This window comes from Kitasatospora sp. NPDC058184, from assembly GCF_042883725.1.
Classification (GTDB): Bacteria; Actinomycetota; Actinomycetes; order Streptomycetales; family Streptomycetaceae; genus Kitasatospora.
Map to the genome: position 1 here is coordinate 1 of NZ_JBHVVE010000036.1, position 22,832 is coordinate 22,832.

Here is a 22,832-nt window from a genome sequence, read left to right on the forward strand (position 1 = left end):
CAGGGGGGACCCTGTGGGAGAGTAGGACGCCGCCGAACAATTCTTCAGAAGAACCCCCATCCGGGTCCCGGATGGGGGTTCTTCGCGTTTTCAGACTGTCTCATCGGTCGGTGTCACTTCCTCCACTCACAGGTGGTCCTAGGTCTACCTCGGTTTTGGGGTGCCATGGCCAGTGTGGGTGATGGACGGTTCGTGAAGACTGATGGAGGACGATCGGTACCGGCATCAGGAGCTTCCCGTGACAACAGTGAGTCGTACGAGCGGCGCGTCCGTACGTGCTCAGGCCCAGGCGGCCTTCAAGGCCGGCGGTGAGGGGCTGGCGCGGCTCGGCGTGGTGGTGTTGGCCGCGGTGCCGGGAGTGGTGCTGCCGGTGGGCGCGGCGATCTGCTCGGGGGCGGTCACGGCCCGGCTCCTGCAGTCGTATGACCTGGGCGTCTTCCTCTCGCTCCTGGTGGCAGCGACCGTCGGCGCCGTGGTGGCCGCGGCCAGCATCCGCCGTACCGCGAACCGCACCCGCGGCCAGCTGGAGCGCTGGTTCGGCATCCGGCTGCCGGTGGTCTACGAGCCCCGGCCGGAGCTGGAGCTGGACGGCCGGGGGCACTGGTGGACGGGCTACACCTACCACCGGTCGCGGACGGTGGCGAAGTACGTCCAGGTGGTCCACTGGGGCCTGCGGGACCGGACCACCCGCGCCGAGCTGCTCTGGCTGCTGGCGAACCCGTTCCTCGTGGTGGCCCTCGCCGGCCCGGTGGCCGTCCTGCTCGGGCTGGGCGTCGCCTACATCCTGGCCGGGCCGGTGCCGGCGGACGGGTTCGGCCCGTTGAGCAGCCGGATGGTGGCCGTCCTGCTGAGCGCCGTGCTCGGGGCCGCCATGATCGTCGCGGGCATACTCGCGGCACCGTACGCGGTGCGGGGGTACGTGGAGGCCGCCCGCCGGGTGCTGGACCAGGACGGCCGGGCGACGAACGCCCAGCTGACCAGGCGGGTGGCCGAGTTGACCGAGACCCGGGCGGACGCGGTCGGCAACCAGGCCGCCGAGCTGCGGAGGATCGAGCGGGACCTGCACGACGGCGCCCAGGCGCGACTGGTCGCGATCGGGATGACGCTGGGCACCATCGAGCACCTGATGAACACCGACCAGGAGGCCGCGCGGGAGCTCCTCGCCGAGGCCCGCCAGTCCTCGGCCCGGGCCCTCCAGGAGCTGCGGGACCTGGTGCGCGGCATCCACCCGCCGGTGCTCGCCGAGCGCGGGCTGGGCGACGCCGTCCGGGCGCTGGCGCTGGACAGCGCCCTGCCGACCGAGGTGTGCGTGAGCCTGCCGGACCGGCCGCCGGCGCCGGTGGAGGCCGCCGTGTACTTCAGCATCTGCGAGCTGCTGGCCAACGCGGCCAAGCACTCGGAGGCGGAGCAGGTGTGGGTGGACATCCTCTACCGGGCCGGCTTCCTGCGGGTCACGGTGACGGACGACGGGGTGGGGGTGGCGGACCCTTCGCGGGGGACCGGACTGCGCGGGATCGAGAAGCGATTGGGTACCTTCGACGGTGTCCTCTCCATCGACAGCACGTCGGGCGGACCCACCACCATCACCTTGGAGTTGCCGTGCGAGTTGTCCTCGCCGAGGACCTCTACCTCCTTCGCGAAGGCCTGATCCGGCTGCTGGAAGCGCACGGCTTCACCATCGCCGCGGCGGTGGAGACCGGGCCCGAGCTGTTGGACGCGCTGCTGACCCACCGGCCGGACGTGGCCGTGGTCGACGTCCGGCTGCCCCCGACGCTCACCGACGAGGGCCTGCAGGCGGCGCTCAAGGCCCGTCGGGAGATCGCGGGCCTGCCGGTGCTGGTGCTGTCGCAGCACGTCCAGCAGCTCTACGCGCGGGAGTTGCTGGCCGACGGCACCGGGGGGATCGGCTACCTCCTGAAGGACCGGGTGTTCAACGCCGGGCAGTTCATCGACGCGGTCCGCCGGGTGGCGGCGGGCGGTACGGCTATGGACCCGGACGTGATCGCCAAGCTGATGCAGACCACCTCGCGCCGGCCCGGTCCGCTGCTGCGGCTCTCCCCGCGCGAGCGCGAGGTGCTGGAGCTGATGGCCGAGGGCTGTTCCAACTCGGCGATCGCCGGCCGCCTCTCGGTGAGCGACGGCGCGGTGGCCAAGCACATCGCCAACATCTTCGGCAAGCTCGAACTCGCCCCCGACGAGGACGCCAACCGCCGGGTGCTGGCGGTACTGACCTACCTCAACGGCACGGCGGGGCAGACCGGCTGACGATCCGGCGGCGCCTCCGCTCCGACCCCGCGGGGTGCCGGGGGCCGGGTGCCGGGCCGCCGCACTGTGACACCCCAGGCTGTGGGCACGCTAAACACCTGTACGAGTAAACTCCGGTGAGCCGAGCCCGGAGGTTGCCCAGCCGTCCGGCGGCCCGACCAACGGGGTCCGGCGGCCCGACCAAACGGGACCCGGCAGCCGAGGCAGCGTACGGCAGCAGCCGACATCCAGGGGTTGATAGACGTAATGGCACGCCCAACGCTCACCAAGGCCCATCGGGGCCTGCTCGGCCTGGTCGCGGCCGGTGCCTTCATCATCTCGGGCATCGGCTTCGCGGGTTCGTACAACGCGGTGCGCGACCTGGCCGAGCAGAAGGGTTTTGGCGCCTTCTCCTACGCCTTCCCGATCGGTGTGGACGCCGGCATCGTCGTGCTCCTCGCGCTCGACCTGGTGCTGACCTGGCTGCGGATACCCTTCCCGATGCTGCGGCAGACCGCGTGGCTGCTGACCGTCGCCACCATCGCCTTCAACGCGGCCGCCTCCTGGGGCGACCCGCTGGGCATGGGGATGCACGCCGTCATCCCGGTGCTCTTCGTCGTCGTGGTCGAGGCCTCGCGGCACGCGGTCGGCCGGATCGCGGCGATCACCGCGGACCGCCACATGGAGTCGGTCCGGGTGATGCGCTGGCTCCTCTCCCCGGTGCCGACCTTCCGGCTCTGGCGGCGGATGAAGCTCTGGGAGCTCCGCTCCTACGACGAGGTCATCCGCCTGGAGCAGAACCGCTTGGTCTACCGGGCGCAGCTGCGCTTCCGGTACGGCCGCGGCTGGCGCCGCTCGGCACCGATCCAGGCGCTGCTGCCGCTCAAGCTCGCCAAGTTCGGCGTGCCGCTGGACCCGGCGCTGCTCGACCGGCTCGACGACGACGGCCGGGCGCGCGACGTCAAGGAGGTGCCGGCGGAGCAGGAGACGCCGGGGGTGGCCCCGCAGGAGAACCGCGTCGCCGCGGCCATCGCCCCGGCCGCCGAGGCCCACGCCCAGCAGCCCCCGCACCCGCAGCAGGCACCGCAGGCCGTCCAGCCGGCCGCCCCGCAGGTCCAGCACGCCCAGCAGGCCCAGCCCGACCAGGTCCAGGGGCAGCCGCAGGCCCAGCCCGAGCAGCCGCAGCCGCAGGCGCCCGCTGCCGTCGCCCCGCTGTCCGCCGAGGTCGCCGCGCCGATGCTCGCGAAGCTGGCCGCCGTCCGGCTGCGGGCCGCCCAGGAGCCGGACGCGGCGGCGGAGGCCGCCCCGCAGCCGCGCGGGGAGGAGCTGAACGTCTGGACCGAGCGCCCGGTCCGCACCACCGGCCACCCGACCGACGCCGCCCCGGGCGGTCGGGTGCCCGGGCAGGCCTCGCCCTGGTTCAAGCCCCCGCGCCCGGTCGCCGAGGAGCCCGCCTCCGCCCCCGCCCCTGCCGCAGCCGTCGCCCCGGGCCCGGCCGCCGAGCCCGCGCCCGGTCCGCAGGCCCAGCACCCGGTCGGCCCGCAGCAGCGGTCCGAGCAGTTCGAGCAGCCCGAGCAGCCCACCGGGCTCGCGCAGCCGGTCCCGGCCGCCGAGTCGGCCCGCGCCGAGCAGTCCGCGTTCTCCCCGGCGCCCGCGCGCCTCGACCCGGACGTCGCCTACGCCGCGCTCGTCTCGTACATGGACGCCCACAGCCACCAGCCCGACCCCCAGCGCCTCGCCGACTGGCTGACCAGGGAGTACGGCGTCACCGGCAAGGGACCGGACGGCTCGGTCCACCCCAAGGAGGTCGCCGACCTCTACCCGGAGCTGAACGAGCGCTACGCCGCCGCCGGGCGGGACTGACCGCCGCCGCCACCGTCCAGGGCTCGGGCGGCCATTGACGCCCGATCCCGCCGGAGCTACCTTCGCCTCAACAAACTGTTGAAGCGCTGGTTCGGCATGGGGAGTGCGGATGACACGGGTCGGGGTCGACGGAAACGGGCCGGCGGACGGGGCCTCCTTCTCCACCGGGGCCCGCGCCGCCGTGGAGGCACTGCTCGCCCCGGTCGACGCCGATCTGGCGCGCCGTTACCCGGGTGAGCCCGGGACCAGGCAGCCGGTGCACACCGTCTACGTCCCGGCCGACGCCTTCGGTGCCGACACCGTGCGGGAGTGGGGCCGCCGGGCCCTGGAGGCCTTCGACCGCCACGCCGCCACCCCCGCCGAACTGGCCCGGGCCCTCGGCGTCTCGGACGACGAGCTGCTCGCCGACGTGCACGCCCGGGTCCGCGCCAAGCTGCAGCGCGAGCCGGTCGAGGACCTGCGGATCGACTTCGAGGACGGGTACGGACCCCGCCCCGACGCCGAGGAGGACGCGGCCGCCGTCCGCGCCGCCGAACTGGTCGCCGCGGCGGTGGCCGAGGGCGGCGCCCCGCCGTACCTCGGCATCCGGACCAAGTGCATGGAGGCCGCCGTCCGGGCCCGCGGCATCCGCACCCTGGAGCTGTTCCTGGCCACCCTGCTGGCCAACGGCGGGCTCCCGGAGGGCCTGGTCCTGACCCTGCCCAAGGTGACCTACGCCGAGCAGGTCACCGCGCTGGTCCGGCTGCTGGAGGACTTCGAGGGCCGGGCCGGGCTGCCCGCCGGCCGGATCGGCTTCGAGATCCAGATCGAGACCACCCAGGCGATCCTCGGCCCGGACGGCCGGGCCACCGTCGCCCGGATGATCGAGGCCGCCGAGGGGCGCGCCACCGGCCTGCACTACGGCACCTTCGACTACAGCGCCGCCTGCGGCGTCAGCGCGGCCCACCAGAGCATGGACCACCCGGTCGCCGACCACGCCAAGGCGGTCATGCAGGTGGCGGCCGCGGGCACCGGGGTGCGGCTCTCCGACGGTTCGACCAACGTCGTCCCGACCGGCTCCACCGAACAGGTGCACGCCGCCTGGAAGCTCCACCACGGCCTGGTCCGCCGCTCGCTGGCCCGCGCCTACCACCAGGGCTGGGACATGCACCCGGCGCACCTGCCCACCCGCTACGTCGCCGTCTACTCCTTCTACCGCGAGGGCCTGGCGGCCGCCGCCGCGCGGCTGGCCGCGTACGTCGCCAAGGCGGGCGGCGACGTGATGGACGAACCGGCCACCGCCCGGGCGCTGAGCGGCTACCTGCTGCGCGGACTGGACTGCGGCGCCGTCGACCTCACCGAGGTCACCGCGCTGACCGGCCTGGACCGCGGGCGGCTGAACGCCCTGGCCGGCCGCTGACCCGCCCGCGTCCGACCGCCGGGTCCCGGCCGTCGATCCTCCGGCTCGGCCGGCTCCCGGCCCCCGGCCGTTGATCCCTCCCGTTGTGCGCCAACTAGGCTGGCGGTGCCGCCCCGGTGTCCCGGGGCGCGCGCCGTCAGCCTTCACCGTCCTCGGGAGGACCCCCGCGCCATGTCCGTCACGCCGGAGCCCACCGCCAGGCCGTACCTCACCATCCGGCGGGCCGGCAGCCACGAGACCGAGATCAAGAAGTCCCGGTTCATCTGCCACCTCGCCCGGGTCACCGACGAGGAGGGGGCGCAGGCCTTCATCGCGGGCATCCGCAAGCAGTACTGGGACGCCCGGCACAACTGCACCGCCTTCGTGGTCGGCGACGAGCAGCGCCGCGAGCGCTCCAGCGACGACGGCGAACCCGGCGGCACGGCCGGGGTGCCGATGCTGGAGGTGCTGCGCCGACGCGGGCTGACCGACACGGTCGCCGTGGTCACCCGGTACTTCGGCGGGATCAAGCTCGGTGCGGGCGGCCTGGTGCGGGCGTACGGGAACGCGGTGTCGGAGGCGGTGGACGAGGTCGGCCTGCTGGAGCGCCGGCCGGTCGCGCTGCTCGCGGTGACGGTGGACCACGTCAGGGCCGGGCGGGTGGAGAACGACCTGCGGGCGGCCGGGTACACGGTGAGCGACCTGGCCTACGAGGCCGCCGGGGTGCGGATCGAGGTGGGGGTGCCGGAGCCGGACGTGGCGGACTTCCACACCTGGCTGGCCGAGGCGACCGGCGGTACCGCGGTGGCGGTCCCGGCCGGCCGCACGTACGTCGAGGTGCCGGTCTGACCCGAGGTGCCGCTCTGGCCGCGGGGGCGGGGGGTAGCTCCTGGGCCCCGGGGGTCGGACGATCCGTCGGACGGCCCGTGACCGGCCGTTTCCCGTAGCCCAGGCCCCGCGCCACGCGGAAGACCGCTTGAGCAGATTCACCCGAACGTAGTGTCGTAGCCCGGAGTTGGAACTTCCGCTCCGGGCCGTGGCGTTTCCTGGGCAAGGCTCCGGCAGAACCGGACGAAACCATCGATGGAGGACACAGGACCCCACCCCGCACCACGGAGGTATGCGCATGACCTCGGATCGATCGACCTCGAATTCCCAGTCCGCGACGAACCCGACCTCGAACCGCCCCACGAGCCACTCGACGAACCACCCGACGAGCCGTCCGACCTCGAACCATCCGATCGCGAACCGCCCCGCCCCGAACCGCGTCCGCTCGCACGCCGCCGCAGACCTGCCCGGTCCCCGCGGCCCCGCGACGCCCTACCGGATGACGGTCACCACGGCCCTCTCACACGCCGAGGCCGTCGCCCTGGCCGACGAACAACTGGCCTGCTGGCTGAAGCAGGAGGGCTTCGAGGAGCCCCCGCCGGCCCATCGCGTGCCCGCCGAGCAGGGCACCGAGCCGGCTCCCACCGCCGAGCGCCTCCGCCTGGGCGAGCGCGTCCTGCTCGACCGCGACCAGGGTCCGCTGCGCGGCGGCCCGGGCGCCGGGCGGTACGACCGCCGCCGCCTGCGCACCCCGGCCCCGCACGGCACCCAGCAGCTCACCCTCACCGTGGCCACCGGTTCCGACGGCCCCACCTGGGTCCGGCTGGAGGCCGAGACCCACAGCACCGGCAGCGGTGTGCGCACCCCGTGCCGGGTGCCGGTGCCCGAACTCGCCCGCACGCTCCTCCCGCTGCTCGACGCCACCGACGGCCCGACCGCCGTGCACTCCGGCCCCCGGGTGATCACGGCCGACGAGGTCGACGCCCTGATCGACGAGCTGTGCGACCCCGAGCGCAGGCTGCCCACCGTGGTGGCCAGCGTCCCGGTGAACCTGCCGCTCGACAGCTGGGTGCGGGACGTGGTGGCCCCGCTCTGCCAGCAGCTGCCCGGCCTCGCCACCGCCTACGTGCTGGACCCCGGCGCCCGCACCGGGTTCAACGTCGCGCTGGAGTACCACACCGTCTACGGCGGGGCGGTGCGCACCTACCTGCCCGAGGTCGACCCGGCCTCCCGGCAGGACAGCGCCCGACATCCGGTACTCGCCCGGGGCCGAATAGAAGAGGACCTGCGCCGCGCCGCCGGGCTGCTCGCCCGCGAGCCGCGCCGCCTGGCCGCGGAGCAGCCGCTGCCACCGCCGCTGGCGGCCGTCCCGGTGCTGCGCGTCCCGCCGCCGCAGCTCCGCCGGGACGCGGAGCAGACCGGGGAGCAGGCCGTGGCACACGCCGCGGAGCAGGCCGTCGGTCAGGTGGCCGAGGAGACCGTCGAGCGGATGCCCGCAGGCACCGCCGAGCAGGTCGTCGAACGGACCTCCGGCCCGGCCGCCCCGTACCAGGGCGTGGAGCTGGCCGCGCTCGCCCGGGAGGAGCAACAGGACCGCGCCGAGCAGCAGGCCAGGGCCGACGAGCTGGAGCGGGTCCGGCACACCCTGCGCGTGGAGCGCCGCGAACACCGGGAACGGGGCCAGGGCCGGGAGGGGCGCGACGGCCGGGACGTCCGCGAGGGGCGCCTCCGCTCCGGAGCCCGCGCCCTGACCGGGCGCCACTGCGTGGCGCCGGGCGGTGGACCGGTCGGCGGGCCGCACTCCGTGGTCCAGCCCCCCGACGGCTGCGGCACGCCCGACACCTTCACCGAACTCATGGCCAGACTGGGCGAGTTCCCGCTGGTGACCTTCACCGGTGACCAGAAGGTCGCGCTCGCCCTGGACGAGCTGCAGTGCGCCGGCGCCGGCTGGGCCCGGCTCGCCTGGGACGGGCTGACGGCACTCCAGGAGTACGCCGAGGCGGCCGTACGCGGTGCGGCCGGCGGGGACTTCAAGCAGTGGTGCGAGCGCACCCCCGAGGGCTGTCACCGCTTCCCGCCCCGCAAGGCGGTCCGCGGGGAGTCCCGGACGGTGTTCAGCCACACCAAGTGGAAGCGCGAGCGGATGCTGCCGGTCCCGGAATGCGTCGACTCCTCCCGGCGCGCGTTCATGGGCGCGCACCTGCGGATCGGCGGCGGCCGCACCGCGCCCCGGCTGCACTACCTGGACGACTGCTCCGGCAGCGGCCGGATCTACGTCGGCTACATCGGCCTGCACCTCACCAACACCCGGACCAACTGAGCGGCTTGGCTGACCGCCGCGCCCGTTCGGGGGACAATGTCCGGCAGGGGCGGGCCCACAGGTTCGCCGATCGCCCCGGGCAGGCGCCGGACGAGCATGGGGGAACGACGACCGATGCAGTACTCAGCAGACGGCCAGTCCGACGGAACCGCCACCGTCCAGTTCCCCCGGCCGGGCTTCCTCGCCTCGGTCTTCCGCGACCTCGGAGCCGAGAACGGCCAGGAGCCGGACGGCGCCGCCGCCGACCGCCCCCGTGGCGGTGCGACCGGTGACGGCCCGTCCGGCGACGGGCCGACCGGTGACAGACCGACCGACAGCGGACCCACTGGCAACGGGCGCACCGACAACGGCCCCACTGGCAACGGACCGACCGGTGAAGGACCGTCCGAGCCCGGCCCCGGCGAGGCCGACCCGGACGAGGCCGTGGCGGCGCACGCCCGGGCCGCGACCCTGACCCACCACCGCACCCGCGCCGTCCAGGCCGAGCACGACCGGCTGGCCGACCTGCTGCGTCGCGCCGCGCTGCCCGTCTCCGCCATGGACTTCGAGAGCCAGCTGCGCCACTACCAGCCCCGCCCCTACCCGGCCGACGGCCCCGGCGGCGGCGCCGAGGAGGAGTCCGAGCCTCGCTGGCAGGACTTCGCGCCCGCCGAACCGCCCGTGGCCGACCCGGAGGGCGGCCCGTCCCGCCGGCTGCTCGACTCCGGCTACCAGCGAGAGCTGGCCCAGGCCCGGCTCACCCACCAGCGCGCCCTGCGCGAGTGGCGCACCCGCCGGGCCGAGGCCGGCAGCCCGGCCGCCGACGAGTCCCGGCGCGCCCACGAGGCGGCCGAGGAGGCCCGGGCCCGCGCCGTGCGCGAGTACAACGAGACCCTGGAGGAGTGCCGTCGGGCCTACCGGCTGGCCGAGCCGGCCGCCGTGGAGTCGCTGCTGGAACGGGCGCTGGCCGCCGCCGAGACCGCCACCCAGGACCTGCCCGCCCCCTGCCGGGCGGTCTTCCGCCCGCTCACCCGCACCGCCGTGCTGGACCTCGACCTGCCGCCGCTCGACCTGGTGCCCTCGCTCGCCGGCTACCGGCTCGCCCCGGACGGCGACATCCTCCCGGTGCCGCGCCCGCCCGCGGACCGGGCCACCGACTACCTGCGGCTGGTCGCCCGGCTCGCCCTGCGGGCCCTGCAGGCCGCCGACGCCGTGGACACCGACGAGATACTCGCCGGCGTCGTCCTCAACGGCTGGCTGCGCGGTCCCGCCACGGCCGAGCCGCTCTGCCTGGTCAGCGTGGACGCCGACCGCGACGCACTGGCCCGTACCCGGCTGCTGCCGCCGGGCACCCCGTACGAGGAGCGCGACGACGAGGGCGTCTACGCCGACGCCGAGCAGGACGAGGCCCTGGTACGGCTGCGCCAGCTCGGCGCCGCCGTCACCCCGGACCCGTACGACCGGGCCGGTGTCCGGCCCGCCGCCCAGGCCGGGGCCACCGTGCCGGCCGCCGCCGACCTGTCCGCCAACGAGTTCGCCCAGCTGGTGCGGGACCTGCTGACCCGCGGCGGGATCGCGCAGTGGAGCGTCCGGCTGCGCGGCCCGGCCGGGCTGGTCGCCACCGGCGAGGGCGCGCCCGGCACCTCGCTGCCCGGCCGCTGGGTGGTGTGGGCCTCCCGGGACACCGGGTCGATCGGCGCCGAGCAGATCGAGACCCTGGCCGAGGCGGTCGGGGAGGAGTCCGCCGAGCGCGGCCTGCGGCTGACCACCGGCCGGTTCACCGAGGAGGTGCTGGACCTCACCGCCGAGGAGGGCCGCCGGCACATCCACCTGATCGACGGCGACGGCGTCCGCGAACTCGCCCACACCCACCTCGGCCTGCCGCTCGCCACCGGCGGCTGACCCGCCGCCCGCTCACCACATCGGCCCTGCTCGGCAGCCTTTGCCCACCGCCCCGTCCCGGCGGGTCGGCCCGTCGTCGGCCTCACCCGAACGGCCCATCCGTCGGGCGCCCTGGCAGGTCCGGGCCGAGGCTGGGGGAACGGCACCCCGGCCCCGGCACCCCCGGGTGATCACCGTCGAACGGGCGTCCGGTACGGTCGGCGGTCGGCCCGGCCACGGGCGGATCCCAGGGGGAGAGGAATGGGCAGAGCGCTCGGCGCACCACCCGGCGAAGGCCCCGGCGACTCGGCCGGACCTGTGAAGGAGCCGGACCGATGACCGCGGTACTGGTCGCCGCCGCGGCGTTCCTGATGACCCTGATCGGCGGTTTCGTCGCCCAGCGCACCCGCGACCGCCGCCACCTGGTGCTCGGCTTCGCCGCCGGACTGATGCTCGGCGTGGTCGCCTTCGACCTGCTGCCCGAGGCGCTCCACCAGGCGCCGGGCGAGGTGCACGGCGTGCCGCAGGCGCTGCTGCTGTTCGCGGCCGGCTTCCTCACCATCCACGTGATCGAGCGCGCCGTCGCGATCCACCGCGGCCACGAGGGCGAGTACGCCGCGCACTCCCACGGCCACCACCACGGGGACACCCGGTCCGCCGGGCACCAGGGCGTCGGGCTGACCGCCGCACTGGCCCTGGTGGGGCACAGCGTGATGGACGGCTTCGCGATCGGCGCCGCCTTCCAGGCGGGCACCACGGTCGGCACGGTGGTGGCCATCGCCGTGGTCGCGCACGACTTCGCCGACGGCTTCAACACGTACACGATCACCCGCCTGTACGGGAACAACCGGCGGCGGGCGCTGACCCTGCTCGCCGCGGACGCGGTGGCCCCGGTGTCCGGCGCGGCGATCACCCTGGCGTTCACCATCCCGGGGCACCTGCTCGGCCTCTACCTGGGCTTCTTCTCCGGCTTCCTGCTCTACCTGGCGACCTCCGACATCCTCCCCGAGGCGCACAGCCCGCACCCCTCGCGCAGCACCCTGCTCTGCACCGTGGCCGGGGTCGGCTTCATGTGGCTGGTGATCGGCTTCGCCGGCTGAGGCCCGCACCGGTCCTCGCCCTGGTCCCAGCCCCGAGACCGCGACCGGGACCGGGACCGATCAGCCCGGCGGTCGGGCGACCGGCCGCCGCGGCCCTCAGCCCGGAAGCCGCCCCCAGCACTCCCGCATCGAGGCCAGCGCCTCGGTGATGGCCGGCCGCCGGGAGGCCTGGGAGCGCCAGAGCGCGAACACCCGGCGGCCCGGCTCCGGCGCCACCCGGCGGGCCGCCACCCCGGGCGGCAGCGGGCCCCGCCCGAGCCTCGGCACCAGGCCCATCCCCAGACCGGCCGCGACCAGCGCGATCTGCGTCTCGAACTCCCCGACCTGGTAGCGCACGTCCGGCTCCTCGCCGGCCTCGCGCAGGGTGCGGACCAGCCAGTCGTGGCAGATGTTGCCCGGTGGCACGCTGATCCAGCGCTGCCCGCACAGCCGCTCCACCGGCACCGGGTCGAGCGCGGCCAGGTCGTCGTCGGCGGGCAGCAGCAGGTCCACCGGGTCCGTGCCGAGGTCCATCCGGGAGACCCCCTCCTGCACCGGCAGCGGCACGGTCGGCCAGTCCTGCACCAGCGCCAGGTCCACCTCGCCCCGGGCCACCAGCTCGGCCGCCGGGTACGGGTCGCGCTCCAGCAGCCGGACGTCCAGCTCCGGGCAGCGCCGCCGCAGGTCGGCCAGCGCCCCGGGCATCAGTCCGCGGGCACCGGACGGGAACGCGGCCACCAGCAGCCGCCCGACGGCCTGGCCGCGCTGTTCCTCCAGCCGCACCTCGGCCTGCTCCACCAGCCCCAGCACGGTCTGCGCGGTGACGGCCAGCTCGCGCGCCGCGTCGGTCAGCACCACGCCGCGGCCCTGCCGCTCCAGCAGCACCGTCCGGGTCTCCCGCTCCAGCTTGGCGATCTGCTGCGAGACCGCCGAGGGCGTGAAGCCGAGTGCCGCGGCCGCCCCGCCGACCGAGCCGTGGACCGCCACCGCGTGCAGCGCCCGCAGGCGCCCCAGGTCCATCATGCAGTGATACTAAAGCGTCCCCTTCAGAATTCATCGCTGGTGCTGAACGGTCCGGCGCCACCATGCTCGACCCATGACCGCGACAACCGCCGCCGCTCCGAGCGGCCGGAACAGCATGAGCAGTACGGGCAGCACAGGCAGCACGACCGGCACGGGCGGCACCGGCGGCCGGGGCGGCATGAGCCCCCGCCACATCGCCCTGGCCGTCCTGGTGGCCGCCGTCTGGGGCCTCAACTTCGTCCTGATCCACGTCGGCCTGGACAACTTCCCGCCGCTGCTCTTCTGCGCCCTGCGGTTCGCCGTCGTCGCGGTGCCGGCGGTCTTCTTCGTCGGCCCGCCCAAGGTGGCCTGGCGCTGGGTGCTGGCGGTCGGCGTGGTCCTCGGGGTGGTCAAGTTCGGACTGCTCTTCCTCGGCATGCACGCCGGGATGACGGCCGGGCTCTCCTCGCTGGTGCTCCAGGGGCAGGCCGGCTTCACCGCGCTGTTCGCCGCCGTGCTGCTGCGCGAACGCCCCGGCGGGCAGCGGCTGGCGGGCCTGGCGGTCGCCTTCGCCGGCATCGCGCTGAGCGCCTGGGACCAGGGCGCCGGCGGCCCGCTCGGGGCCTTCGCCCTGGTCGTCCTGGCCGCCGTCGCCTGGGGGCTGGCCAACGTGCTGACCCGCAGGGCCGCGCCGCCGGACGCGCTGCGCTGGATGGTCTGGGTCAGCGCCGTCCCGCCGCTGCCGCTGCTGGGCCTGTCCCTGCTGGTCGAGGGCCCCGAGGCGGACCTGCGCGCCCTGCGCGACATCACCCCGGCCGGACTGGGCGCGATCGGCTACGTCGGGCTGGTCTCCACCCTGCTCGGCTTCGTCGCCTGGAGCTTCCTGCTGCGCAGCTACGACGCGACCGCCGTCGCGCCCTACTCGCTGCTGGTGCCGGTGTTCGGGATGTCCTCGGCCTGGCTGCTGCTCGGCGAGCGGATCAGCCCGACGGCCGCCGCGGCCGCGCTGCTGGTGATCACCGGGATCGGGATCACCGCGCTGCGTCCCGGTGCCGCTAGCGGCGTGGTGGCCCGGCTGCGAGGAAGCGGGCCTCGGCGGAGCGCAGCACCCGCAGCAGCACCTCCTCGTCGGCGGGGCTGACCTCGCCGAAGTACTCCTGGGCCACCTCGTCCCGGACCTGCCCGATCCGCTCCACCGCCGCCCGTCCGGCCTCGGTCAGCAGGATCCGCACCGCCCGCCGGTCGGCCGGGTCGGGGCTGCGCTCGACCAGGCCGGCCTCCTCCAACGCGTCGACCACGGTGGTCGCCGAGCGCGGGGCGATGTGCAGCTTGTCGGCGAGGTCGCTCAGCCGCATCGCGTGGTCCGGCGTCTCGCAGCCGGGCACGTGGGCGAGCGTGCGCAGGGCCCGGGCCTGGCCGGGGGTGATGCCGTACGGCTCCAGCCGCCAGCCGGTCTGACGGCGGATCCGCTTGATCGCCCTGGTCATCGCGTCGGCCAGCTCGGCGGCGGTGCCCGGGGTGCCGGGCCGGGGGCCGGGGGAGGGGTCCGCCGGTTCGTCGGTCGGCGTGGTGGTCATCGGCGGTCTCCTCGGCTGGCGTCCGCCCAAGGGTAGCCGTCGGTCCGGGGCCGGTGGCGGGCGACGGAAGACGATCGCGGAAATATGTTGAGCTTGGCTCAGTATCTGGGTTAGCGTTGCTCCCAAGTGAGGGAACCCTAAGTTCCCGTCCCCGACCAATGGAGGGCCCATGCCCCGCTCCGAAGCCCGCGTCGCCACCGACCGCCCGGGCCGTTACGCCAAGCAGCTCACCGCCCACATGGGGCGCAAGATCGAGGCCGTCTACTCCGAGGAGACCGGCCGCGGCACGATGGTCTTCGGCGCCGGCACCGCCACCCTGGAGGCCCAGCCGGACGCGCTGCTGCTCACCGTCGAGGGCGAGCGCGACAAGCTGCCCGGCCTGGAGGACGTCGTCGGCCGCCACCTGGTCCGCTTCGGCGCCCGCGACGAACTCGTCATCGAGTGGCACCGGGACAACGGCGAGCCCGGCCTGGTTCACCGCAACGAGGACCCCGAGGCCTGACCGCCCCCGGCACCCGGCCCAAGCAGCCACCGGGCCAGCGGCCACAGCACCAGGACGGCCAGGCACCAACTCGCCACCACGTCCAACAGCCAGTGGAAGTCGCTCCACACCAGCCCCGCGCCCACCCCGAGCGACAGCAGCACCGCACCCGCCGCCAGCCCCCGGGCGGTGCGCGGCCCCGCCACCCGGGCCAGCAGCAGCGCCGCCACCCCGTACGAGATCGCCGCGGTCGCGGTGTGCCCGGACGGGTACCAGCCCCACTGGCCCGCCACCAGCGGCTCCCCGAGCGGACCGGGCCGGGCGAAGGCCGACTTCGCCGGGACCACCAGCAGCGGGATCAGCACCGAGGTCAGCGCCGCCACCGGCAGCGGCAGCCACCAGCGCCCGGCCCCGGCCCGGCGCCCCCGCCAGGCCGCCAACGCGCCGGCCAGCAGCAGCACCGGGACCGCCGGGACGCCGCCGCCCAGGTCCGACAAGAAGTGGCCGAGCCGGTCGAGCAGCGCGTCCGGGACGTCCCTGTGAGCCGTACGGACGGCCCGGCGGACCGAACGGTCCACGCCGAGCAGCGGCCCCTCCATCGCGACCTGCCAGGACACCACCACCACCAGCACCGCCGCCGTCACCGGGACGGCCACCGACCGGGCCACCCGGCCCAGGACGACGGACAGCCGCCCCGGAGCAGGGGGGAGAGCTCCGGGGCGGCCCTGATGATCGCCGTTCCGTGCGCCCCGGGGGGTGTGGGTCGGACGGTCGGTCGATCGGCCTTCGGTGTGCGCCGGCCCTCCCGGGCCGGGCTGGTCGTCCTCGTCCGGCACCCGCGGAATCGGCCCCGGAGGGGGCCCCGCGGACGGCCGCGCCCATGGCTGAGGCTCGCTGTCCATCTGCGATGACACTACGTCAACAGCCCTTCCGCGCCGAGCGCCTTCAGCGATTCCGCACACCATCTTCACCCTGCGCGGGGCAACCTCGGAGGCGCCCCGTCGATCATGCCCCGGCCGCCCGTGCGAAGCGCCCGGACAACCGAACGGCCCGTGCGGACCAGAGGTCCCCACGGGCCGTTCAGCGCTGTCCGGACAACCCTCCGGAGGGGGGTTCACGACCTGACGGGCGACACCGCTCAGAGAGCGGCGAACGCACCCTCCAGGATGTCCAGGCCCTCGTTCAGCAGGTGCTCCGGCATGACCAGCGGCGGCAGGAAGCGCAGCACGTTGCCGTAGGTGCCGGCGGTCAGCACGACCAGGCCCTCCGCGTGGCACGCCTTGGCGATGGCCGCGGTGACCTCCGCGTTCGGCTCCTTGCCACCCGGCTTCACCAGCTCGACGGCGATCATCGCGCCGCGGCCGCGGACCTCGCCGATGATCTCGTACTTCTCCTGCATGGCCCGCAGACGGCCCAGCATGATCTCGCCGATCCGCTGCGCCTTGCCGTTGAGGTCCTGCTCCTTCATGGTCTCGATGGCACCCAGCGCGGCGGCACACGCCACCGGGTTGCCGCCGTAGGTGCCACCCAGACCACCGGTCTGCGCGGCGTCCATGATCTCGGCGCGGCCGGTCAGCGCGGACAGCGGCAGACCGCCGGCGATGCCCTTGGCGGTGGTGATCAGGTCCGGGACGATGCCCTCGTCCTCGCACGCGAACCACTGGCCGGTACGGCAGAAGCCGGTCTGGATCTCGTCCGCGACGAACACGATGCCGTTCGCCTTCGCGAACTCCACGATCGCCGGCAGGAAGCCCTTGGCCGGCTCGATGAAGCCGCCCTCGCCCTGGATCGGCTCGATGATGATCGCGGCGACGTTCTCGGCGCCGATCTGCTTGTTGATGGTGTCGATCGCCTGGGCGGCGGCCTCGGCGGCGGCGTTCTCCGCACCCGTCAGCCAGCGGTACGGGTAGGCGACCGGAACCCGGTAGACCTCGGGGGCGAACGGACCGAAGCCCTGCTTGTACGGCATGTTCTTCGCCGTCAGCGCCAGCGTCAGGTTGGTGCGGCCGTGGTAGCCGTGGTCGAACACCACGATGGCCTGGCGCTTGGTGTAGGCGCGGGCGATCTTCACCGCGTTCTCGACGGCCTCGGAGCCCGAGTTGAACAGCGCGGTGCGCTTCTCGTGGTCACCCGGGGTCAGCTCGTTCAGCTGCTCGGCGACGGCCACGTAACCCTCGTACGGGGTCACCATGAAACAGGTGTGCGTGAAGCTGGCCAGCTGCTCGGTCGTCCGGGCCACCACGGCCTCGGCGCTGTTGCCGACATTGGTCACGGCGATGCCGGAACCGAAGTCGATCAGCGAGTTGCCGTCCACGTCCTCCAGCACGCCGCCGTTGGCACGGGACACGTACACCGGCAGGGTGGTGCCGACACCGGCCGCCACCGCACCCAGCTTGCGGGCGTGCAGCTCCTGCGACTTCGGACCGGGGATCGCGGTGACCAGGCGGCGCTCCTGCGGGAGCGGCGTTGCGGCGCTCATGGGGTATCTCCAGACTTCTCGGCTCGGTGCTTCGCAGGCTACGGCCGCCCTCCCCACCCCGGCACGCGCCACTCGGTAGCAGTGCGCCGTCCGACTTGTCCGGCACGGCCAGCGCGGGTGGCGCGACTACCCGCAGGCCGCGCTCCACTACCCTGAGCGCGGGCGTGTCGCCGGTACGGCGGCATGGGTATGGCGGCACCGACGGCGGTCGGGCCGGGCGGGCGGGCGAGGGAGCGGGACCGTACATGGCACAGGACGGGGCACACCACCACGGCGAGCGCACCACCACCAGACCCCCGACCCCCCTGCCCCACCAACGGCCCGCGGCGGGCTCGGACGGGGCCTTCGACCTTCCGGTGTGGGTGGCGATTCCTCGGCCGGAGGCAGCTCCCGGGATTTTCCGGCAGGGCTACAAGTGGACCGATCCCACCGAGGCGGAGGAGGCGAAGGTTCCGACCGGGCAGCTGCTGTGGCGTGCCGTCCTGAACCTTGTCGCCACTGTCGCGACCTACTACATCGGTACGTTCGTGCTCGTGTGGGTGGTGGGACTCCTCGGAGGGTTCGCCGGGACGTCGCCGGAGCAGTTCAACACCGTCCAGGTCCTCATCAACCTGGTCACCATCGGTTGCGCGGCCGCGGTGTTCTGGCGTACCGGCCGGTGGCGCGAGGTCGGCCGCCGGTTCCTCACACGTTCCGGGTGGCGGAGGAACGTCGCTCCGGTCCTTGCTCGGGCGATCACCCACGAGGGGCCCGCCCCGACCAGGCCTGCTGGCGGCGCTGAGCCGTTGCCCGCCGCCGACCCGTGGTTCGCCCAGCGATCTGGCGGAGCGTCGGCAGCGGCCGAGAAACTGGACCACTCGAAGGCCGGGGACGTCGACTACGTCCGGATCCAGCGGGCGTGGGAGTCCGCCCAGGCCGATGCCGTCTTCCTCCCCGCATTCGTCGACCAGGTGCTCGCACGCGGTGCTGCGGCTTTTGCGCATCCCTCGGAGGCCCGGGACCTGGCGACCAGGAAGGCCTGGCACGACCTGCTGCTGCAACAGGTGCGGCTCGGCACGACGCAGGACGTGGTGAAGAACCCGCACGGCCACCGGTCGACCGGATTCGCCTTGGACCCGACCGTCCTGGGGACGTCGCTGCTGGCTGTCGGCCCCGCCGGAACCGGCAAGACGGCTCGACTCGCCCGTCCCGTCACGGAGGCCCTGTGCCTCCAGACATTGGCTGGGACAGCATGCGTCGTAGTGGTCGGCGCAGCGGACGCGGACCTCGGCCCGGACAACTGGTACGACGTGGTGATCGCCCCGGGCGAGCCGGGTTCGGTCTACGGGTTGGACCTCTACGGAGCGACGCAGGATCCCGACGAGGCAGCCGCCAGACTCGCGGACGCGTTGCTGCCGGACGAACTGATCGCGCGCGCGGAGAGCGCCCGGACGACCCTTCAACAGGTGGTTGGACCGTTCAGCACCGCCTACGGGCGCTACCCGGGGGTCCGGGAACTGCGGGCGCTTCTCTCCGGGGAGCCGGGCGTTATGGAACCGCTCGTCAAGGCTCTTCGGACAACGGGTCGGTTGTCGGTCTATGAGCGGGACCTCGAGTACCGGCAGCGGCATCAGGAGCGCGCCGATGACCCGGGGGTCCTTCTTGCGGACCGCTTGGCACTGCTCGACCGGCCGGCGTTCGAAGGAGCCTTCGCCACGGACGGCACAGGCCGTCTTCCCTTCGCCATGCGTGCGCTCGACCACCCTCTCCGGGTTCGGGTGAAGCTGCCCGAGCGGAGCCACCCGGAGGCGTCCCGGATCCTCTCCCGTCTCGTGGTGGGACAGTTCGTCGTGGCGGCAGCCGGCCGCGAGGACCGCTCTCTGTTCGCCGGACTTGTGGTGGACGATGCGTCCGCCGCACTGGATGCGAACACCGTTCGCGGCCTCCAGCGGATGCGGGGAGCCAATGCGGGCGCGGTGCTGCTGCTCCGCACCCTGATGGATCTGCCGGAATCGCTGAGGACCCCCTTGTTCGGGGCGGTGGGCTGTCGGATGGTCTTCCCCGGTATCGCTCCCTGGGACGGGAAGTTCTTCTCGGAGGCGTGGGGTACGCACGTCGTCCACGAGACGGAGGTCACCCACACCCCCGACACCTCCGGTGGGGTGATACGGCGGGCGGGCCGGGTCGGGCGGAAGGCGTTGTCGGGGACGACGGCGCAGACGGAGTCGGTGACGACGCGGGATGTGGAGCGGTTGCGGTGGTCGCCGTCGGATCTGGCGCACGCGTTGCCGGCGGGGCATGCGGTGGTGTCGTTGACGGCGGTGTCGGGGGAGCAGGTTCCGCCGCTGCTGGTGGACCTCAGGGGCTGAGGGCGGGCGGCGGGGGAAGTCGCCTTCGAGGTGGATTCGGCAGTGCGGGTTGTCCGGGGCGTCCATAATGAAGGGGAGAGACCCTCACCAGTCCCACGTCCCTCTCCTCGCCCGGCCGCAACGGCGCGGTCAGGTCGATCCTTCGAAGGTGCCATGCCCCCCACACTCGCCTCCGTCGTCCGCAACACGTCGCTCCATCTGACGGTCCTCGCCGGTGCGGATCACCTGGAGCGGCCGGTCCGCTGGGTGCACACCAGTGAGCTGGACGACCCGACGCCGTTCCTGGAGGGTGGTGAGCTGCTGCTCACCACCGGTATCAAGCTGGGCCGTACGGCGGCGCAGTTGCAGGCGTACGTGCACCGGCTGGCCGACGCGGGGGTGGTCGGGCTGGGGCTCGGGGTGGGGTTGTCGCACACGGAGGTGCCGCAGCCGCTGGTGGACGCGGCGGCGCAGCGCGGGCTGCCGTTGCTGCGGGTGCCGGAGCCGACGCCGTTCATCGCGATCAGCAAGGTGGTGTCGGCGGCGCTGGCCGCGGAGCAGTACGAGGCGGTGACGACCAGCTTCGAGGCGCAGGAGGAGCTGACCCGGGCGGCGCTGGGCAAGGACGGCACGACGGCGGTGGTGCGCCGGTTGGCGGCCCGGCTGGGTGGCTGGGCGGCGCTGTACGACGGGTCGGGCGCGCTGTCGGTGGTGGCGCCGGACTGGGCGGCGCGCCGGGCGGGGCGGCTGGCGGCGGAGGTGGACCGGCTGCGTCGGCGTCCGGCGCCGTCGAGTGCGGCGTTGCAGGGGCGCGCGCCGGGGATAGACACGGCGGACGAGGACTACGTGGTGGTCCAGTCGCTGGGGGCGGACCGGCGGGCCCGGGGTTTCCTGGCGGTCGGGACCGAGGACCGGATCACGCCGACCGAGCGGTACGTGCTGAACGCGGCGGTGGCGCTGCTGACCCTCACCCTGGAGCGCTCGCGGGAGCTGCGGCAGGCCGAGGAGCGGATGGGCGCGGCGCTGCTGCGGATGGTGCTGGCCGGTGAGGTGGCGACGGCCCGCCAGGTGGCGGTGGGGCTGTTCGGGGGGCTGCCGGAGGGGACGATACGGGTGCTGGTGGCCGGGGCCGGTCCGGCCAACGCGGATGCCGCGGAGGCGCTCGGGGAGCTGGGCGACCGGGCCGAGCAGGCGGGTGCCCGGGTGGGCGAGAAGCTGCTGGTGGCGCGGGAGGACGGTGCGCACGGGCCGCGGCTGATGGTGCTGGCGCTGGACAACGGCGCGGTGCACCGGGCCTGTCTGGGCGCGGTGGAGGAGCACGAGGGCCTGTCGCTGGGCGTCTCGGCGCCGGCCGCGCTGGAGGAGGCGGGGACGGCGAACGCGCAGGCGGAGCGGGCGCTGGCGGTGGCGCTGCGCGGTGGCCGCCGGTCGGTGGACCACGAGGAGGTCGGCGCGGGGTCGCTGCTGCCGCTGCTCGGCGAGGACGCGGTGACGGCCTTCGCGGAGGGGCTGCTGCGGCCGTTGCGGGAGCACGACCGGACGGCCCGCGGGGATCTGGTGGCCTCGTTGCGGGCGTGGCTGTCGCGGCACGGCCAGTGGGACGCGGCGGCGGCGGATCTGGGTGTGCACCGGCACACGCTGCGCTACCGGATGCGCCGGGTCGAGGAGCTGTTGGGCCGGTCGCTGGACGACACGGACGTGCGGATGGAGCTGTGGCTGGCGCTGCGCTCCGGCGAGGAGTGAGGCGCCGGCGGGGCGTGGGGTTCCGGCGGCCCGCGGGGCGCCGGTAGGACGCGGTGGAGTGGCCCCGGGGGCGAACGCTCCTAGTCGGCCAATCCGGTCGGCGCGCCGCCGCGCCTACCCTCAAAACCGGGTCCCACGTCCGTGGGCCGTAGGACAGACGAGGAGAGGGCCGGTACCACGGTGACCACCACGTACGATTTCTGGCTCGCCGGCCGCCGGGCGAGCGGTGACGCCGACTTCGAGGTGCACAACAGCTGGGACGGCCGTCTGGTCGGCAAGGTGAGCATCCCGACCGAGGCGCAGGTCGAGGAGGCGCTGGACGCCGCCGTGGCCGCGCTGCCGGTGTTCGCCGCCACCCCGGCGCACCAGCGTGCCGCCGCCCTGGACCACGTGGCCAAGCGGCTGACCGAGCGCACCGAGGAGCTCGCCCAGCTGGTCAGTGCCGAGAACGGCAAGCCGATCAAGTGGGCCCGCGGTGAGATCGGCCGCGCGGTGTCGGTCTTCCGCTGGGCCGCCGAGGAGGCGCGCCGCACCAACGGCGAGACCATGCGGCTGGACACCGACCCGGGCGGCGTGGGCCGTTTTGCGGTGGTGCGCCGTTTCCCGCGCGGTGTGGTGCTGGGGATCGCCCCGTTCAACTTCCCGCTGAACCTGGTCGCCCACAAGGTCGCCCCGGCGATCGCGGTCGGCGCCCCGATCATCCTGAAGCCGGCTCCGTCGACCCCGCTGTCGGCGATGGTGCTGGGCGAGATCCTGGCCGAGACCGACCTGCCGGTCGGCTCCTGGTCGATCCTGACCGTGCCGAACGACCGGATGCCGGCCCTGGTGCAGGACGAGCGCCTGCCGGTGATCTCGTTCACCGGTTCGGACAAGGTCGGCTACCAGATCATGGACTCGGTGCCGCGCAAGCACTGCACCCTGGAGCTCGGCGGCAACGCCGCGGCCGTGGTGCTCGCCGACTGGTCCTCGGAGGCCGACCTGGACTGGGCGGCCACCCGGATCGCGATGTTCGCGAACTACCAGGGCGGCCAGTCCTGCATCTCGGTGCAGCGGGTGATCGCCGACGCCTCGGTGTACGACGCGCTGGCGGAGAAGGTCGTCGCCAAGGTCAGGGCGCAGGTCACCGGTGACCCGGCCGACGACGCGACCGACGTCGGCCCGCTGATCGATGAGAACGCCGCGAAGCGCGTCGAGTCCTGGGTCGAGGACGCGGTCGCCAAGGGCGCCAAGGTGCTCACCGGCGGTACCCGTGAGGGTGCGACCTACGCCCCGACCGTGCTGGCCGACCTGCCCGGTGACGCGATCCTGGCCAAGGCCGAGGTGTTCGGCCCGGTGCTGTCGCTGCACAGGGTGGACGGCGTGGACGAGGCCTTCGCGGCCGTCAACGACTCGGCGTTCGGTCTCCAGGCGGGCGTGTTCACCCACGACCTGCAGACCGCCTTCCGCGCCCACCGGGAGCTGGAGGTCGGCGGTGTGATCATCGGCGACGCGCCGTCCTACCGTGCCGACCAGATGCCGTACGGCGGCGTCAAGGACTCCGGTGTCGGCCGTGAGGGCGTCAAGTACGCGATGGACGACTACACCGTCGAGAAGGTCATGGTCCTGACCGGTCTCGACCTCTGAGGCCTCTCAGACCTCAGAGACCTCTGAG

Annotated in this window: 17 protein-coding genes; 13 read left to right on the forward strand and 4 right to left on the reverse strand. The window is 74.2% G+C overall.

Annotated elements, in window-relative coordinates; genetic code table 11:
- Positions 1-238: 238 nt before the first annotated feature.
- From ACFVXH_RS38870 to ACFVXH_RS38905, 8 genes are all read left to right on the forward strand, one after another.
- Entirely contained in the window at positions 239-1,648 is a 1,410-nt protein-coding gene (locus tag ACFVXH_RS38870) for a sensor histidine kinase (protein ID WP_387830897.1), read from the forward strand.
- Entirely contained in the window at positions 1,600-2,265 is a 666-nt protein-coding gene (locus tag ACFVXH_RS38875; RefSeq protein ID WP_387830899.1) for a LuxR C-terminal-related transcriptional regulator, read from the forward strand. The genes ACFVXH_RS38870 and ACFVXH_RS38875 overlap by 49 nt, the downstream gene beginning before the upstream one ends.
- 246 nt (positions 2,266-2,511) lie before the next feature.
- On the forward strand, positions 2,512-4,107 hold the full coding sequence (locus ACFVXH_RS38880; protein ID WP_387830901.1) for a DUF2637 domain-containing protein: 1,596 nt from the start codon (positions 2,512-2,514) through the stop codon (positions 4,105-4,107).
- A 109-nt stretch (positions 4,108-4,216) separates the two neighbouring features.
- Positions 4,217-5,506, forward strand: coding sequence for a DUF6986 family protein (locus tag ACFVXH_RS38885; RefSeq protein WP_387830903.1), 1,290 nt, complete (start codon positions 4,217-4,219; stop codon positions 5,504-5,506).
- A gap of 171 nt (positions 5,507-5,677) precedes the next feature.
- Positions 5,678-6,334: a YigZ family protein gene (locus ACFVXH_RS38890; RefSeq protein WP_387830905.1), complete on the forward strand. Its 657-nt coding sequence runs from the start codon at positions 5,678-5,680 to the stop codon at positions 6,332-6,334.
- A gap of 478 nt (positions 6,335-6,812) precedes the next feature.
- Positions 6,813-8,633 carry a hypothetical protein gene (locus ACFVXH_RS38895; RefSeq protein WP_387830907.1) on the forward strand — a complete coding sequence of 607 codons (1,821 nt, stop codon included), beginning with the start codon at positions 6,813-6,815 and terminating at the stop codon, positions 8,631-8,633.
- Positions 8,634-8,747: 114 nt separating this feature from the next.
- Entirely contained in the window at positions 8,748-10,514 is a 1,767-nt protein-coding gene (locus ACFVXH_RS38900) for a restriction endonuclease (protein WP_387830909.1), read from the forward strand.
- A gap of 314 nt (positions 10,515-10,828) precedes the next feature.
- Positions 10,829-11,593: a ZIP family metal transporter gene (locus ACFVXH_RS38905; protein ID WP_387830911.1), complete on the forward strand. Its 765-nt coding sequence runs from the start codon at positions 10,829-10,831 to the stop codon at positions 11,591-11,593.
- Positions 11,594-11,689: 96 nt separating this feature from the next.
- Here the strand turns inward: ACFVXH_RS38905 and ACFVXH_RS38910 are convergent, their stop codons facing one another.
- Complete coding sequence (locus ACFVXH_RS38910; RefSeq protein ID WP_049651306.1) at positions 11,690-12,595, reverse strand: LysR family transcriptional regulator; 906 nt, start codon at positions 12,593-12,595, stop codon at positions 11,690-11,692.
- A gap of 178 nt (positions 12,596-12,773) precedes the next feature.
- Here ACFVXH_RS38910 and ACFVXH_RS38915 point away from each other — a divergent pair, with 178 nt between their 5' ends.
- Complete coding sequence (locus ACFVXH_RS38915) at positions 12,774-13,715, forward strand: EamA family transporter (RefSeq protein ID WP_387830943.1); 942 nt, start codon at positions 12,774-12,776, stop codon at positions 13,713-13,715.
- On the opposite strand, the gene ACFVXH_RS38920 is transcribed toward ACFVXH_RS38915, so the two are convergent.
- On the reverse strand, positions 13,630-14,151 hold the full coding sequence (locus ACFVXH_RS38920; RefSeq protein ID WP_049651305.1) for a MarR family winged helix-turn-helix transcriptional regulator: 522 nt from the start codon (positions 14,149-14,151) through the stop codon (positions 13,630-13,632). The two genes, ACFVXH_RS38915 and ACFVXH_RS38920, sit on opposite strands and share 86 nt — an antisense overlap.
- 169 nt (positions 14,152-14,320) lie before the next feature.
- Here ACFVXH_RS38920 and ACFVXH_RS38925 point away from each other — a divergent pair, with 169 nt between their 5' ends.
- Positions 14,321-14,653 (forward strand): DUF2218 domain-containing protein, encoded by a 333-nt coding sequence (locus tag ACFVXH_RS38925; RefSeq protein ID WP_049651304.1) that lies wholly within the window; start codon positions 14,321-14,323, stop codon positions 14,651-14,653.
- On the opposite strand, the gene ACFVXH_RS38930 is transcribed toward ACFVXH_RS38925, so the two are convergent.
- Both ACFVXH_RS38930 and gabT read right to left on the reverse strand, forming a co-directional pair.
- The gene (locus ACFVXH_RS38930) at positions 14,626-15,288 is read right to left on the reverse strand and encodes a phosphatase PAP2 family protein (RefSeq protein WP_387830914.1); all 663 of its coding nucleotides are present in this window, start codon (positions 15,286-15,288) and stop codon (positions 14,626-14,628) included. The two genes, ACFVXH_RS38925 and ACFVXH_RS38930, sit on opposite strands and share 28 nt — an antisense overlap.
- Before the next feature lie 482 nt (positions 15,289-15,770).
- Entirely contained in the window at positions 15,771-17,111 is a 1,341-nt protein-coding gene (gene gabT / locus ACFVXH_RS38935; protein WP_049651302.1) for a 4-aminobutyrate--2-oxoglutarate transaminase, read from the reverse strand.
- Between the two features lie 245 nt (positions 17,112-17,356).
- Here gabT and ACFVXH_RS38940 point away from each other — a divergent pair, with 245 nt between their 5' ends.
- The 3 genes from ACFVXH_RS38940 to ACFVXH_RS38950 all read left to right on the forward strand — a co-directional run bounded on the left by ACFVXH_RS38940 (position 17,357) and on the right by ACFVXH_RS38950 (position 22,804).
- A complete protein-coding gene (locus tag ACFVXH_RS38940) occupies positions 17,357-19,459 on the forward strand; it encodes an ATP-binding protein (RefSeq protein WP_387830916.1) in 2,103 nt (700 codons plus the stop codon).
- A 153-nt stretch (positions 19,460-19,612) separates the two neighbouring features.
- On the forward strand, positions 19,613-21,181 hold the full coding sequence (locus tag ACFVXH_RS38945) for a PucR family transcriptional regulator (RefSeq protein WP_049651301.1): 1,569 nt from the start codon (positions 19,613-19,615) through the stop codon (positions 21,179-21,181).
- Between the two features lie 180 nt (positions 21,182-21,361).
- Entirely contained in the window at positions 21,362-22,804 is a 1,443-nt protein-coding gene (locus ACFVXH_RS38950; RefSeq protein ID WP_049651300.1) for an aldehyde dehydrogenase family protein, read from the forward strand.
- Positions 22,805-22,832: the final 28 nt, after the last annotated feature.